Below are 14,528 nucleotides of genomic sequence, written 5' to 3'. Positions count from 1 at the left end.
GCCTAGCAATAGCCCCTCTTCAGGAAGCCGCGCCGGCCCGGGGTGCCGAGGTCCAGCGGGATGTCGACGTGGCTCGGCAGCTCGCCGAAGGACGCGTTCGGGAGGATGAACTCCCGGCCGGTGTACCGCTGCCGTACGGTCTGGGCGGCGGCGGGCTCGCACACGAACGGGTTGGCGTACGTGTTGTAGCCGAGGCCCACGCCGGTGTTGAGGAACCCGGCGTCCTGGCACTGGTACAGCACGGCGCGCAGCGCGGCGGCGTCGCGCGGGCCGGTGTAGCGCGACTGGAAGTTGGCGAAGCAGGTCAGCGAGGAGGCGCCGTCGTACGGGGAGGGCCCGGCGGCGGCCAGCGCGTCGAGGAAGTCGCGGTCGCAGCCGATCGCCGCCGAGGGCGCCGCGCCCTGGAGGAGCCGGGCGCGCCGGCACCCGGTCACCTCCTGGAAGGCGCCGACCACGTCCTCGCCCTTGCCGAGGCGTGAGTAGGCGAGCACGAGGTCGCGCTGGGCGGCGAGCGGATAGGCGTCCGTGTGGCCGAACCGCTCGTCCAGCAGCCGGAACCAGGTCTCGAACGCCGGGACCTGGGCACGCACCCCGGACGGCACGGTGTAGACGGCGAGGTCGGTCGGCGTGGTCCAGCTGTCGAGCCCCGGGTAGCCGACGAAGGACAGGACGCCGATGCCGGTCTTCGGCGGCTGGTCGCCGTACCGGCTGCGCAGTTCGAGATACCGCTCCAGATTGGTGTTCGAACCGGCCCACGCGTACCAGAAGCCGCTCGGGTAGAGGGTGGTGTCGCCCCGGGTGTGGGTGGTGCCGAACAGGGCCGGCGACACGCAGCGCACCTGGCGCGCGTCCCAGGCGGCCTTGTACTCGGCCGGGGTGGAGAGGCAGGCGGCGGGGTCACGGCGGGCGTCGGCGAGCGCGCCGGGCACGCCGCCCAGCAGGACGCACAGGCACGCCGCGAGCACGGCGAGTAGTCGTGCGCGCGGCCTCGTGATCAGCTGATGGACAGTCATGCGGCTCAGTCTCGGGACGACGTGGCGTCGTATGCCAGTCGATTGGGCCATGCGGCCCACGCCGAGGCTCACTATGAGCCGCCGTACGCACGGGCGTTGACTTCGCTCACCGGCGGTACGGATGATCCGGCCATGGCGACTGACGCGGGCGATCCGATCCCCCGGTTCCCGGCCGGCTTCCTGTGGGGCGTGTCGACCTCCGCCCATCAGATCGAGGGGGCGGCCGACGAGCGCGGGCCCTCCGTGTGGGACGTGTTCACCGCCGAGCCGGGCCGGGTGAAGGACGGCTCGACGGCGGCGGTGGCCTGCGACCACTACCACCGCTATCCGCAGGACGTGGCCCTGCTGGCCGGCCTCGGAGTGGACGCCTACCGCTTCTCCGTCTCCTGGCCCCGGGTCGCCTCCCCGGGTGGCCTCGACTTCTACGACCGGCTGGTGGACGAGCTGTGCGCGGCGGGCGTACGGCCGGTCGTCACCCTCTTCCACTGGGATCTGCCCGCGTCCCTGGACTGGCTGGAGCGGGACACGGCGGCCCGGTTCGCCGACCACGTGTCGGTGGTCGCCGGCCGCCTGGGCGACCGCGTCGCCAAGTGGATCACCCTCAACGAGCCCGCCGAACACACCCTCCTCGGCCACGCCCTCGGCGTCCACGCCCCCGGCAGGCGGCTGCTGTTCGACGCCCTCCCGGTCGCCCACCACCAGCTCCTCGCCCATGGCCTCGCGGTCCGGGCGCTGCGCGCGGCCGGCGCGGAGGACATCGGCATCGCCAACTCCCACGGTCCGACGTGGCCGGCCTCCTCCGCTCCGGCGGACGTGGCGGCGGCGGGCTTCTACGACACGCTCCTCAACCGCCTCTTCGCGGAGCCGGTGCTCCTGGGCGAGTACCCGGACGGGCTGGGCGAGCTGATGCCCGCCGAGGACCTGTCGGCGGACCTGCGGGTGATCGCCGAGCCCCTCGACTGGTACGGCGTCAACTACTACGCGCCCACCCTGGCGGGCGCGCCACTGGCCACCGAGACCGAGTTCGCGGGGGTGCCGATCCCGGCCGAACTCCCCTTCTCGGTCCGGGAGATCGAGGGCCGCCCGGTGACCGACTTCGGCTGGCCGGTGGTCCCGGAGGGGCTGACCGAGCTGCTGTGCGGCTTCCGCGACCGCTACGGCGACCGGCTCCCGCCGATCATCATCACCGAGAACGGCTGCTCGTACGAGGGCCTCGACGACCAGGACCGCATCGCCTACCTGGACGCCCATCTCCGCGCCCTGCACGCCGCGCTGACGGCCGGGGTGGATGTGCGCGGCTACTTCGTGTGGTCCCTGCTGGACAACTTCGAGTGGGCCGAGGGCTACGCGCGGCGCTTCGGTCTGGTGCACGTGGACCACGAGACGCTGGAGCGCACCCCGAAGGCGTCGTACCGCTGGTTCCGGGACGTGCTGCGGGCCCAGCGATGAGGGTCAGAAGCCCAGCTTGCGGAGCTGCTTCGGGTCCCGCTGCCAGTCCTTCGCCACCTTCACGTGCAGATCCAGGAACACCGGCGTGCCCAGCAACGCCTCGATCTGCTTGCGCGACTTGATGCCGACCTCCTTCAGCCGCTTGCCCTTCGGGCCGATGATGATGCCCTTCTGGCTGGGCCGCTCGATGTAGACGTTGGCGTGGATGTCGAGCAGCGGACGCTCCGCGGGCCGGTCCTCGCGCGGCAGCATCTCCTCCACGACCACCGCGATGGAGTGCGGCAGCTCGTCCCGCACCCCCTCCAGCGCTGCCTCGCGGATCAGCTCGGCGACCATCACCTGCTCGGGCTCGTCCGTGAGGTCGCCCTCGGGGTAGAGCGCCGGCCCCTCGGGCAGCAGCGGGACCAGCAGGTCGGCCAGGAGATCCACCTGCTGGTCGCCGACCGCGGACACCGGCACGATCTCCGCCCACTCGAACCCCAGCTCCTTGCCGAGCTGGTCGATGGCGATGAGCTGCTCGGCGAGGGCCTTGGAGTCCACGAGGTCGGTCTTGGTGACGACGGCGACCTTGGGCGTCTTCCTGATCCCGGCCAGTTCCTTGGCGATGAACCGGTCACCGGGCCCGAGTTTCTGGTCGGCCGGCAGGCAGAAGCCGATCACGTCGACCTCGGCCCACGTGGTGCGCACGACGTCGTTCAGCCGCTCGCCCAGCAGCGTGCGCGGCTTGTGCAGGCCGGGGGTGTCGACCAGGATCAGCTGGGCGTCCGGCCGGTGCACGATGCCCCGCACCGTGTGCCGGGTGGTCTGCGGCCGGTTCGAGGTGATCGCCACCTTCTGCCCGACCAGAGCGTTCGTGAGGGTGGACTTGCCCGCGTTGGGGCGGCCCACGAAGCAGGCGAAGCCGGCGCGGTGGACGGTTTCCGCCGGCTGCTCGGATGACTGGGTGCGAACGCTCATGCCGTTCATTGTCCCTGATCCCGAAGCCCCCGCCGTACCGCGCACTTTCGGTGACCCCACGTCACCCTTTCGTCACGCAGAAGCGCCGGCCGCGCCCCTGACGGTTCAGCCCGCGGAGAGGGTGGCCCGCACGGTGCCGTCCGCCCCCGCGAGCAGCACCGGGGTGCCCGCGCCGCCGAGGTCGGCCACCGCGGCCAGGTCCTCGGCCGGCAGCGACTCGGTGTCGCCGACCACCGCCGCCGCCTCCAGCGACGCGGCCCCGGACGCCACCGCCATGGCGACGGCGGTGCGCAGCGCGCTGAGCTTCAGCGAGGCCAGGTCCACCGTCCCGGCGACATAGGTGCGCCCGGTGTCGTCCCGCACGGCCGCCCCCTCGGGCACACCGTTGCGGGCCCGCGCGGAACGGGCCAGGGTGACGATCTTGCGGTCCTCGGGGTCAAGCGCGCTGGTCTCGGTCATGCCCCGAGCATACGAAGCCGTACCGCGCTCATCCCGCCACGGGGTACATCGCGCCCCGCCGTCCCTCCGGGGAGGCCAGCCACTCCAGCTTCGCCGCGGTGTTCGCCTCGTCCAGCGGGGTGTGCAGCACGATCATCAGATCGGGCCGGGCGGGCACCTTCAGCACCGTCGACTCCACGACGAGCAGCCCGGCCAGCGGGTGCGTCAGCTCCTTGCGCACCTGCCCCTGGTCCTCGATGTCCCGCTCCGCCCACAGCGCCGTGAACTCCTCGCTGGCGGCGCTCACCTCGGCGAGCACCGCCCGGAAGCCGTCGTCGTCGGGGCGTGCCGCGCACGCGGCCCGGAACTGCGCCACCACGGTGCGCGCGTTGCGCTCCCAACTGTGGCTGCGCTCGCGGTACAGCGGGTCGGTGAAGAAGTCGACCAGGCAGTTCTGGGTGATGCCGGGGCGCATGCCGAGCACGATCGCGGCCGCGTCGTTGTACATCACGCAGTTGTAGTAGAGGTCCATGATGTGCGCCGGGTACGGCATCCAGGTGTCGATCAGCCGCCGCAGCCCGTCGCACATGTCCTGTCTGCCGGGCACCACCTGGGGCGTGGGCGGGTTCAGCCCGGCCAGCAGGTACAGGTGCCGCCGCTCGGCGTCACTGAGCCGCAGCACCCGGGCGACCGCGTCCAGCACCTGCGGGGAGACGGAGATCTCCCGCCCCTGCTCCAGCCACTGGTACCAGGAGGCGCCCACCCCGGCGAGCACGGCGACCTCCTCCCGGCGCAGTCCGGGCGTGCGGCGCCGGCCGCCGCCGGCCGGCAGTCCGGCGTCCTCGGGGCTGACCCGGGCGCGCCGGCTCATCAGGAACTCCCGCAATTCGTCTCGTCGATGACTGCGCGTCGCCTCAGCAGCGGGCACGTGCCGCCCCTCCCCCGTCGGGTCCTGTCTGGTGGTGCCACCACCACCATAAGTTGCGACTCCCCACCCGTATTCCGCTCGGCCGAAGCTCTTGCCATGGCGATCGACACCACCACCCAGACCTCCTCCGCAGCGGTCACCCCGCCCGACACCCCCCGGCTGTCGACGCGTGACAAGCTCGTCCTCTTCGTGCTGTGCGCGGCCCAGTTCATGGTCGCGCTGGACTTCTCCGTGCTGAACGTGGCCCTGCCCGACCTCGGCCGCGACCTCGGCATGAGCCGGTCCGCGCTCCAGTGGGCCGTCACCGCGTTCGCGCTGCCCTCCGGCGGCTTCCTGCTGCTGTTCGGGCGCGTCGGCGACCTGTTCGGGCGCCGTCGGCTCTTCCTGACCGGCCTGGCCCTGTTCGGCGCGGCCTCGCTGCTGTCCACCCTCGCCTGGGACCCGGCCTCCTTCCTCGCCGGGCGCGCCCTGCAAGGGCTCGGCGCGGCGGCGATCGTGCCGACGGGCATGTCCCTGCTGACGACGACCTTCCCGGAGGGCCCGGCCCGCGACCGCGCCCTCGGCATCTCCGGCACGCTGCTGTCGCTGGGCTTCACCATCGGCATGGTCGCGGGCGGCACCCTCACCGACGCCTTCGGCTGGCGCTCCACGATGGCCCTGCTGACGGTGTTCGCGCTGATCGTGCTGCCGCTGGCGCCCGGCCTGCTGCCGGAGTCCCGCACCCCGGACCGGCCGCGCCTGGACATCCCCGGCGCGGTCACCGTCACCACCGGACTGCTGTCGCTGATCTACGCCCTGTCCACGGCCGCCGACCACGGCTTCGGCCGCGCCGACGTCATCGCGGCGCTGGCCGCCGGGCTCGTCCTGCTGACCGCGTTCGCGCTGGTGGAGTCCCGCGCGGCCGCGCCCCTGGTCTCCCTGCCGATGCTGCGCCGGCGCACGGTGGCGTGGGGCAACCTGGGCGGTCTGGTCACCTTCTCGATGATGTCCACGATCGTCTTCGTGCTGACCCTGTACCTCCAGGAGATCCTGCGCCTGTCCGCCTTCGAGACCGGCCTGGTCTTCGGCTTCCAGGGCCTGCTGTCCGTCGTCGCCGGCACCCTCGCCCCGAAGGTCATCGGCCGCTTCGGCGCCCGCCGCACCCTGGTCGGCTCCCTGGCCGGCCAGGGCGCGCTGATCGCGACCCTGCTCCTGCTGGACAGCCACGGCCGGTCGGTGTGGCTCGCGACGGCCGCGGTGGCCCTGGCCAGCATGTGCCACCTGGGCGCGATCATCTCGTACGGCCTGACGGTCACCTCCGGGGTGCCGGACGAGGAGCAGGGCCTGGCGACCGGGCTGGTGACCTCCACCCAGCAGGTCGGCATCACCGTCGGCATCCCGCTCCTCGGGGTGCTGGCCACCACCTCCGGCGACCTGCTGTCCGGGGTGCGCACGGTGGTAGCCCTGGACGCGGCGATCGTGCTCGGCGCCGCGGTCCTGATCGGGCTCGGCCTGCGCCGGTCCGGGAGCTGACCTCAGTCCAGGGTCTGGACGATCTCGCTGCGCGCGGCCGTGTGCACCACACGGCCGCGCGCGCCGTTGACCAGCGGGAGGTACGGCGCCACGTGCCCGCACTCGACGTCGGCGAGGATCGGCACGCCCAGCGGCCCGAGGGCGTCGAGGACGGCCTCGTCCTGGGTGAGGGTCGGCGCGTCGGGGGCGCGGGTGCGGCCGACGAGGACGGCGGCGGCCCGGTCGAAGAACCCGGCGAGGCGCATGCCGTGCAGGTGGCGGCAGATGACGAGCGCGTCGTCCTCGCAGGCCTCGACGTAGACGAGCAGCGGCTCCTCGCCCGCGAACCCCCTCGTGTCGAGGTAGGGGCTGCCGGCGAGCGGGGCGACGGTCTCCACGCAGCCACCGATCAGCCGCCCCTCGACGTCCAGGTCCCCGCCACCGTCGAGCCGCCGCCAGCCGCCGTTCCCGGCCAGGGGCAGGTCGCGCATGCCTGGGTCGCCGATCCAGTCGGGGCGGCCACCGGTGTAGTGCCGGCCGGGCGGCGTCTGGGCGAACGGCTCGCCCTGGGGCGCGGCCACGACGTCCAGCCAGGACACGAGCCCCTCGGGCACCCGGTACGGGGTGTCCATGAGGTTGTTGCCGTGCACGGTCGCGACGCCGGTCAGCAGGGTCAGGGGGGCGAGCACGGTCGACATGTCCGAGTAGCCGACGAGCCAGGTGGGCTCGGCCCGGCCGATCGCCTCGAAGTCCAGGTGGGACATCAGGTCGATCGCCGTCTCGCCGCCCCACGGGGGCACCACGGCCCGGATCGTGGGGTCGGTCAGCATCCCGGTCAGCTCGGCGGCGCGTTCGGCGGCCGGGGCGCTGATGTGGGTGGTGCCGTCCATGCACCGGCCGACGACGACCTCGTAACCGCGCGCCTCGACCTCCTTGATCGCGGCGTCGAGACGCCCCCGGAGGGGTTCGGCCACTCCGGAGGAGGGAGAGGTCACACCGACACGGTCACCGGGGCGCAGGGGGCGCGGGTAGCGAATGCTCATACCGGATGCTCGCGGAGTCACCGGCCCCCCGGCAACGGGATTACGGCCGGTCCAGCCGCAGCCGCTGCGCCCTCGGCAGTCCCGCGACGACCAGGTCGTACGAGTCCTCGATCAGCTCGCGCAGCAGCCGGTCCGGCAGGCCGGCGTCGGCGGTGACGGTGTTCCAGTGCCGTTTGTTCATGTGCCAGCCGGGGGTGATCAGGCCCTCGTGGTCGGCGCGCAGCCGCGGCGCGTCCTCCGGGTCGCACTTGAGGTTGACCGTCAGGGGCCGCGCGGCCAGGTTCGTCAGGGCGAACATCTTTCCCAGCACCTTGAAGACCGAGGTCTCCGGGCCGAACGGGAAGTCCTCCACGGCCGCGTTGAAGGACAGGCAGAAGGCGCGCAGCTCCTTGGGGGTCACCCGGCCCGCTCCTCCCCGGCGGGCCCGGCGGGCTCCACCAGCACGGTGACGATCTTGTTGCGGCGTCCGGCGGAGGACTCCGCGGTGAGCTTCAGCCGCCGCTCGTCGGGGAGTTCGACCTCGGCGGACGCGCCCGCGATGGGCACGCGGCCGAGAGCCTTGGCGAGCAGCCCGCCGACGGTCTCCACGTCCTCGTCGTCGTACTCCTCCAGGCCGTACAGCTCGCCGAGGTCGGTGATGTCCAGGCGGGCGGTGACCCGGAAGCGGCCCTCCCCCAGGTCCACCACGGGTGGCAGTTCGCGGTCGTACTCGTCGGTGATCTCGCCGACGATCTCCTCCAGGATGTCCTCGATGGTGACGATGCCCGCGGTGCCGCCGTACTCGTCGATGACGACGGCGACGTGGTTGCGTTCCTTCTGCATCTCGCGCAGCAGGTCGCCGGCGTTCTTGGTGTCGGGCACGAAGACCGCCGGGCGCATGGCCGTGGAGACCAGGTCGCTCTCCGCGTCGCGGCTGATGTGCGTCTTGCGGACCAGGTCCTTCAGATACACGATCCCGACGATGTCGTCCTCGCTCTCACCGGTGACCGGGATCCGGGAGAACCCGGAGCGCAGGGCAAGGGTGAGGGCCTGCCGGATGGTCTTGAAGCGCTCGATGGTGACCAGATCGGTGCGCGGCACCATGACCTCGCGCACCAGGGTGTCGCCCAGCTCGAAGACGGAGTGCACCATGCGGCGCTCCTCGTCCTCGATCAGCGACTCCTTCTCGGCGAGGTCGACCAGCGCGCGCAGCTCCGCCTCCGAGGCGAACGGGCCGTGCCGGAAGCCCTTGCCGGGGGTGAGCGCGTTGCCGAGGAGGATCAGCAGCGAGGGGATCGGGCCCATCACCCGGGCCAGCGGCACCAGGGCGTACGCGGCGGCGGTCGCGGTGTTCAGCGGGTGCTGGCGGCCGATGGTGCGCGGGGAGACGCCGACGGCGACGTACGACACCAGGACCATGACGCCGATGGCGACCAGCAGGGCCTGCCAGGTGGCCGGGAACTCCTCCAGGCAGGCGTAGGTGACCAGCGCCGCGGCCGCCATCTCGCAGGCGACGCGGACCAGCAGGGCCACGTTGAGGTAGCGGGTGGGGTCGGCGGCGACCTGCGCCAGCTTGGCGCCGCCGCGCCGCCCGGACTTCACGGCCTCCTCGGCCCGGAAGCTGGAGACGCGGGCGAGGCCCGCCTCCGCGCAGGCGGCGAGCCAGGCGACGACGACCAGCGCGATCGCGCCGATCACGATCTGCGGGGACATACGGCCGCTTACGAGACGGTCGGCGCCGGGGACGGTCCGGTCAGACCGCGCTCGGCCCGCCAGCCGTCCACGATGGCGGCCTGGAGCCCGAACATCTCGGCCTTCTCGTCGGGCTCCTCGTGGTCGTAGCCGAGCAGGTGCAGCACGCCGTGGACGGTGAGCAGTTGGAGCTCCTCGTCCATGGAGTGCCGCGTCGGGGCGTCCGCCCCCTGCTTGGCGGCGACCTCCGGGCACAGCACGATGTCGCCGAGCAGCCCCTGCGGGGGCTCGTCGTCGTCCTTGCCCGGCGGACGCAGCTCGTCCATCGGGAAGGACATGACATCGGTCGGCCCGGGCAGGTCCATCCACTGGATGTGCAGCTGCTCCATGGCGTCTTCGTCCACGACGATCACCGAGAGCTCGGACAGCGGGTGGATGCGCATCCGCGCGAGCGCGTAGCGGGCGATGTCGAGGATCGCCTGCTCGTCGACCTCGGTGCCGGATTCGTTGTTGACGTCGATCGACATGCTCGTGCGGGTCTACTTCCCCTTGGTGCCCTTGGCGCCGGTCCTGGCGCGGTCGCCCTTGTGGGTGCCGTCCTCGGTGCCGTTCTTGCTGTCGTACTTCTCGTACGCGTCGACAATACGGCCCACCAGCTTGTGCCGTACGACATCGTGGGACGACAGCCGGGAGAAGTGCACGTCCTCGACGCCCTCCAGGATCTCCTGGACCTGGCGCAGACCCGACTTCTGTCCGTTCGGCAGGTCGACCTGCGTCACGTCGCCCGTGATCACGATCTTCGAGTCGAAGCCGAGGCGGGTGAGGAACATCTTCATCTGCTCGGGGCTCGTGTTCTGGGCCTCGTCCAGGATGATGAAGGCGTCGTTCAGCGTGCGGCCGCGCATGTACGCCAGCGGGGCGACCTCGATGGTCCCAGCGGCCATCAGCTTCGGGATGGAGTCCGGGTCGAGCATGTCGTGCAGCGCGTCGTACAGCGGGCGCAGGTAGGGGTCGATCTTCTCGTAGAGCGTGCCGGGCAGGAAGCCCAGCCGCTCGCCGGCCTCGACCGCGGGACGGGTCAGGATGATCCGGTTGACCTGCTTGGACTGGAGGGCCTGGACGGCCTTGGCCATGGCCAGGTAGGTCTTGCCGGTACCGGCGGGGCCGATGCCGAAGACGACCGTGTGCTTGTCGATCGCGTCGACGTAGCGCTTCTGGTTGAGGGTCTTGGGGCGGATGGTGCGGCCACGCGAGGACAGGATGTTCTGCGTCAGCACCTGGGCCGGGGTCTCCGAGCCGTCGCTCGTGCCGTTGTCGCTCGCCTTGAGCATGGCGATCGAGCGTTCCACTGCGTCCTCCGTCATCGGCTGCCCGGTGCGGAGCACCAGCATCATCTCGTCGAACACGCGCGAGATCAGGGCGACGTCGGACGGGTCGCCGACCGCGCTGATCTCATTGCCCCGGACATGGATGTCGGCCGCCGGGAAGGCCCTCTCGATCACGCGCAGGAGGGAGTCGCCGGAACCCAGAACGGTCACCATGGGGTGCTGGGCGGGGACGGTGAGCTGTGCTCTCGCCTGCTCCTGCGCGGGGGTGTGAGCTGTGGGTGTCTGTGTCATGGGCCGGCGCGAAGGCCTTGTGCTTCCTCCTGATCACGACCGCGCAACCAAGGGCGGCCTCGTCGCTGTCCAGAGTACGCCGGACGGCTGACAAGCCTGTAGGACTTTTCCTCCGGAAGAGTTCCGGCCCGGACCCGTCAGCCGGAGCGCCGGAAGCCGATCGTGGGCACGGCCCGCCGCAGCGGCCACGGCCGGTCCAGCTCCTCGGGCACCAGTCCGTCGAGGAACGCGTACCTGCGCAGCGCCGCGGGCTCCTGGGCCGGGAGGGACTGGACCCTGCGCCACCACGCGCCGATCTCCGACCAGCCCGGCGCCGACAGCGAGCCCCCGAACTCCTGCACGGACAGCGCGGCCGTGAGGCCCGCGAAGGCCAGCCGGTCGGCCAGCGGCCAGCCCGCCAGGGACCCGGTCACGAAGCCCGCGACGAAGACGTCGCCCGCGCCCGTGGGATCCAGCGCCTCCACCGCGATCGCCGGCACCTCCGCCGCCTCGCCGGTGCGGCGGTCCACCGCGTACGCGCCCTCGGAGCCCAGCGTCACCACCGCCACCGGCACGTACTCGGTGAGCGCGTGCGCGGCCAGGCGCGGGCAGTCGGCGCCCGTGTAGCGCTTCGCCTCCTCCGCGTTGGGGAGGAACGCCTCGCAGTGTTCGAGGTCCGGCAGCGCGGCGAGGTCCCACGCGCCCGTCTCGTCCCAGCCCACGTCCGCGAAGATCCGCGTCCCGCCGCGCGCGGCCTGGGCGATCCAGGGGGCCCGGCGGCCGGGCGTGAGGGAGGCGACGGCGGCCCGGGCGCGGGGCGGGCAGTCGGGGACCGGCTCGCCCGGCGGCGGCTCGTGCCCGTGCGAGACCATCGTGCGCTCGCCCTCGTACGCCATGGACACCGTCACCGGCGAGTGCCACCCGGGCACCGTCCGCGAGGGCGTGAGGTCGATCCCCTCGCCCTGTTCGAGGGCGTCCCAGCAGTACTCCCCGTAGTGGTCGTCGCCGAACGCCGCGGCGAGCGAGGTCCGCAGTCCGAGCCGGGCCAGCGCGCTGGCCATGTTGGCGACCCCGCCGGGGCTGGAGCCCATGCCCCGCGCCCAGGACTCGGTGCCGCGCACGGGCGCCGAGCCGAGGCCGGTGAAGATGATGTCGAGGAAGACGGTGCCCGTGAGATAGACGTCCCAGGGCGGGTCCCCGGGCGCCCGCCGCGCGGCGAGCGGATCGACCTGGGCCCGGCGGTGCCCCGCCCGGGTGAGGTGCTCGGGTTCCTCTCCGATGAGGGTGTGCGACGAGGTCACGGTGCGCTCCCTGGTGTGCGGGTCTGGCCAGTGTGCACCACCACGGCCACCGCGCACGGGCATACGGCCGGGCCCGTGCGCACATCGACAAGTCCGCGAAGAGCCCGCGACAACTCGCGCGGCACGAGAAAAGAGCCCCGCCCCGCACACGGCGGGACGGGGCTCACTGGAGCGCCGGGCAGGCCTTGCACCTGCATCTCCCCGCAGGAAGCGGGGCGTCTTTCCTTGGACCACCAACGCACTGTCCGGCTACCGGAGTTCCGGCGGCCTCGACATGATCAAGCATATCCCATGCCGAGGCCCGCGCCGGACACGCTCAGAACGCGTACGCCTCCACCTCGGCCAGCAGGCGGGCGCGCCGCTCCTCGTCGTCCTCCAGGAAGGACGCGAGGAAGGAGTTGCGGGCCAGCTCGCGCAGCCGTTCCCCGGTCAGGCCGAGCGTCTCGCGCACCGCCTGGAAGTTGTCGTCGGCGTACCCGCCGAAGTAGGCCGGGTCGTCGGAGTTGACCGTACACAGCAGCCCCGCGTCCAGCATGGCCGGCAGCGGGTGGTCGGCCAGGGTGTCCACCGCGCGCAGCCGGACGTTGGACAGCGGGCACAGGGTGAGCGGGATCCGCTCCCGCACCAGCCGCTCGACCAGCGCGGGGTCCTCCATGCAGCGCAGCCCGTGGTCGACGCGCTCGACGCCGAGCAGGTCCAGGGCCTCGGTGATGTACTCCGGCGGCCCCTCCTCGCCGGCGTGCGCCACCCGGCGCAGCCCGAGCGCGGCGGCGGCCTCGTAGACCTCGCGGAACTTCGCCGGCGGGTGGCCGACCTCGGCGGAGTCCAGGCCGATGCCGGTGATCCGGTCCAGGTAGGGCCGCGCGGCCTGGAGCGTCTCCAGCGCGGAGTCGGCGGACTCGTCGCGCAGGAAGCACAGGATGAGCCGGGTGGAGATGCCGTGGTTCTCCTCGCTGCTCCCCAGCGCCCGCCACAGCCCCTCCACGACGGTGCCCATGTCGAGGCCCCGGGCGAGGTGGGCCTGCGGGTCGAAGAAGATCTCCGCGTGCCGCACGCCCTGCGCCGCGGCGCGGGTCAGATAGGCGTTGGCCAGATCCTCGAAGTCCTGCTCGGTGCGCAGGACGGTCATCAGCTCGTAGTACAGGTTCAGGAAGGACTGGAGATCCTCGAAGCGGTACGCCTCGCGCAGCTCGTCCGTGTCGGCGTAGCGCAGCTTCACGCCGTTGCGGGCGGCCAGGGTGAAGGCCAGCTCCGGCTCCAGGGTGCCTTCGATGTGGAGGTGCAATTCTGCTTTGGGGAGGGGCATCAAAGCATCGTACGGCGCACTCACCGTCGTTTCGGAACCGCCACTCGCTGGAGGTCGTACGCCACGGTCAGCTCGCCCTCGAAGCCGGCGGCCCGCGCCTGCCGCTCGAACTCCTCCGGTTCGGAGTACCGCTGGCTGAAGTGGGTGAGCACCAGGTGCCGCACCCCCGCGTCCCGCGCGACCGTCCCCGCCTGCCCGGCCGTCAGGTGGCCGTGTTCGACCGCGAGTCGCTCGTCCTCGTCCAGGAAGGTGGACTCGATGACGAGCAGGTCGCAGCCCTCGGCGAGCGCGTGCACGCCCGCGCACAGCCGGGTGTCCATGACGAACGCGAACCGCTGTCCACGCCGCACCTCGCTGACCTCCTCCAGCGTCACGCCCCCGAGCCGGCCCTCGCGCTGGAGCACCCCGACGTCCGGGCCCTTGATCCCGTGCGCGGCGAGCCGGTCGGGCAGCATGCGGCGGCCGTCGGGCTCGGTCAGCCGGTAGCCGTACGACTCCACCGGGTGCGACAGCCGCCGGGCCTCCAGGGTGTACGACGGCGTCACCGCGAGGACGCCGTCGGCGGCCACCGGGACCTCGGTGACGCCCACGGTCTCCCGGTAGGCGGTGGCATACCGCAGCCGGTCGAAGAAGCGCTGTCCGGAGGCCGGGTAGTGCGCGGTGACCTGGTGCGGCACCTGGTCCAGGTTGATCCGCTGGATGACCCCGGCGAGGCCGAGACAGTGGTCGCCGTGGAAGTGGGTGACGCACAGGCGGTTCAGGTCGTGCGCGGCGGCCCCGGCACGCAGCATCTGCCGCTGGGTGCCCTCGCCGGGGTCGAAGAGGATGCCCTCGCCGTCCCAGCGCAGCAGGTAGCCGTTGTGGTTGCGGTGCCGGGTCGGGACCTGGCTGGCGGTGCCGAGGACGACGAGTTCACGGACGGACACGACGAACTACCCAGGCGGCCACTGGAGGCCGCGGCCGCCGAGGACGTGCCCGTGGGCGTGCCAGACGGTCTGGCCCGCGCCGGTGCCGGTGTTGAAGACGACGCGGTAGCTTTCGAGCTTCTCCTCGTCGGCCACGGACTTGGTCTCGCGCAGCACGTCCGCCGCGACCTCCGGGGCGCCGGCGGCGAGCGCGGCGACGTCGCGGTAGTGGACCTTGGGGATCACCAGGATGTGCGTGGGCGCCTGGGGGTTGATGTCCCGGAAGGCGACGGTGGTCTCCGTCTCGCGGACGATCGTCGCCGGGATGTCGCCCGCGACGATCTTGCAGAACAGGCAGTCGTCCTGCGGTTCTCCAGCCATTTCGCGTGCGCTCGCTTTCGCCGGGCGGGTTCGGGGAGATCATCGTA

Annotated in this window: 15 protein-coding genes; 2 read left to right on the top strand and 13 right to left on the bottom strand. The window is 72.2% G+C overall.

The genetic code is table 11. The features are described 5' to 3' along the window. Nucleotides 1-2: 2 nt before the first annotated feature. Complete coding sequence (locus AB0927_RS25560) at nucleotides 3-1,013, bottom strand: hypothetical protein (RefSeq protein WP_366670037.1); 1,011 nt, start codon at nucleotides 1,011-1,013, stop codon at nucleotides 3-5. A gap of 132 nt (nucleotides 1,014-1,145) precedes the next feature. Between AB0927_RS25560 and AB0927_RS25555 the strand changes: the two genes are divergently transcribed. Further along, nucleotides 1,146-2,462 carry a GH1 family beta-glucosidase gene (locus AB0927_RS25555; RefSeq protein ID WP_366670036.1) on the top strand — a complete coding sequence of 439 codons (1,317 nt, stop codon included), beginning with the start codon at nucleotides 1,146-1,148 and terminating at the stop codon, nucleotides 2,460-2,462. A gap of 3 nt (nucleotides 2,463-2,465) precedes the next feature. On the opposite strand, the gene era is transcribed toward AB0927_RS25555, so the two are convergent. From era to AB0927_RS25540, 3 genes are all read right to left on the bottom strand, one after another. Beyond that, nucleotides 2,466-3,419 carry a GTPase Era gene (gene era, locus AB0927_RS25550; RefSeq protein ID WP_366670035.1) on the bottom strand — a complete coding sequence of 318 codons (954 nt, stop codon included), beginning with the start codon at nucleotides 3,417-3,419 and terminating at the stop codon, nucleotides 2,466-2,468. A 105-nt stretch (nucleotides 3,420-3,524) separates the two neighbouring features. Next, a complete protein-coding gene (locus AB0927_RS25545; RefSeq protein ID WP_366670034.1) occupies nucleotides 3,525-3,878 on the bottom strand; it encodes a cytidine deaminase in 354 nt (117 codons plus the stop codon). A 28-nt stretch (nucleotides 3,879-3,906) separates the two neighbouring features. Continuing rightward, on the bottom strand, nucleotides 3,907-4,728 hold the full coding sequence (locus AB0927_RS25540) for a helix-turn-helix transcriptional regulator (protein WP_366670033.1): 822 nt from the start codon (nucleotides 4,726-4,728) through the stop codon (nucleotides 3,907-3,909). A gap of 153 nt (nucleotides 4,729-4,881) precedes the next feature. On the opposite strand from AB0927_RS25540, the gene AB0927_RS25535 reads away from it, so the two are divergent. Beyond that, a complete protein-coding gene (locus AB0927_RS25535) occupies nucleotides 4,882-6,297 on the top strand; it encodes an MFS transporter (protein WP_366670032.1) in 1,416 nt (471 codons plus the stop codon). A 2-nt stretch (nucleotides 6,298-6,299) separates the two neighbouring features. Here AB0927_RS25535 and AB0927_RS25530 read toward each other — a convergent pair whose 3' ends face one another. The 9 genes from AB0927_RS25530 to AB0927_RS25490 form a co-directional block, all read right to left on the bottom strand. Beyond that, entirely contained in the window at nucleotides 6,300-7,319 is a 1,020-nt protein-coding gene (locus AB0927_RS25530) for a S66 peptidase family protein (RefSeq protein WP_366670031.1), read from the bottom strand. A gap of 40 nt (nucleotides 7,320-7,359) precedes the next feature. After that, nucleotides 7,360-7,719: an MmcQ/YjbR family DNA-binding protein gene (locus tag AB0927_RS25525; protein ID WP_366670030.1), complete on the bottom strand. Its 360-nt coding sequence runs from the start codon at nucleotides 7,717-7,719 to the stop codon at nucleotides 7,360-7,362. Further along, nucleotides 7,716-9,011, bottom strand: coding sequence for a hemolysin family protein (locus AB0927_RS25520; RefSeq protein ID WP_366670029.1), 1,296 nt, complete (start codon nucleotides 9,009-9,011; stop codon nucleotides 7,716-7,718). Before AB0927_RS25520 ends, AB0927_RS25525 begins: the two co-directional genes overlap by 4 nt. Before the next feature lie 8 nt (nucleotides 9,012-9,019). Next, nucleotides 9,020-9,517: an rRNA maturation RNase YbeY gene (gene ybeY / locus AB0927_RS25515; protein WP_366670028.1), complete on the bottom strand. Its 498-nt coding sequence runs from the start codon at nucleotides 9,515-9,517 to the stop codon at nucleotides 9,020-9,022. Nucleotides 9,518-9,529: 12 nt separating this feature from the next. Continuing rightward, a complete protein-coding gene (locus tag AB0927_RS25510) occupies nucleotides 9,530-10,609 on the bottom strand; it encodes a PhoH family protein (RefSeq protein WP_366670027.1) in 1,080 nt (359 codons plus the stop codon). A gap of 137 nt (nucleotides 10,610-10,746) precedes the next feature. After that, nucleotides 10,747-11,889, bottom strand: coding sequence for a PfkB family carbohydrate kinase (locus tag AB0927_RS25505; RefSeq protein ID WP_366670026.1), 1,143 nt, complete (start codon nucleotides 11,887-11,889; stop codon nucleotides 10,747-10,749). A gap of 316 nt (nucleotides 11,890-12,205) precedes the next feature. Then, entirely contained in the window at nucleotides 12,206-13,195 is a 990-nt protein-coding gene (locus tag AB0927_RS25500; RefSeq protein WP_366670025.1) for an adenosine deaminase, read from the bottom strand. Between the two features lie 20 nt (nucleotides 13,196-13,215). Further along, on the bottom strand, nucleotides 13,216-14,121 hold the full coding sequence (locus AB0927_RS25495; protein ID WP_366670024.1) for a ribonuclease Z: 906 nt from the start codon (nucleotides 14,119-14,121) through the stop codon (nucleotides 13,216-13,218). Nucleotides 14,122-14,127: 6 nt separating this feature from the next. Beyond that, nucleotides 14,128-14,481 (bottom strand): histidine triad nucleotide-binding protein, encoded by a 354-nt coding sequence (locus tag AB0927_RS25490; protein WP_366670023.1) that lies wholly within the window; start codon nucleotides 14,479-14,481, stop codon nucleotides 14,128-14,130. Nucleotides 14,482-14,528: the final 47 nt, after the last annotated feature.

The sequence above is a fragment of the Streptomyces sp. NPDC048106 genome, from assembly GCF_040706415.1.
Classification (GTDB): Bacteria; Actinomycetota; Actinomycetes; order Streptomycetales; family Streptomycetaceae; genus Streptomyces.
The sequence above is the reverse complement of the archived record's forward strand: the minus strand, read 5'-3'. Positions and strand labels throughout refer to the sequence as shown.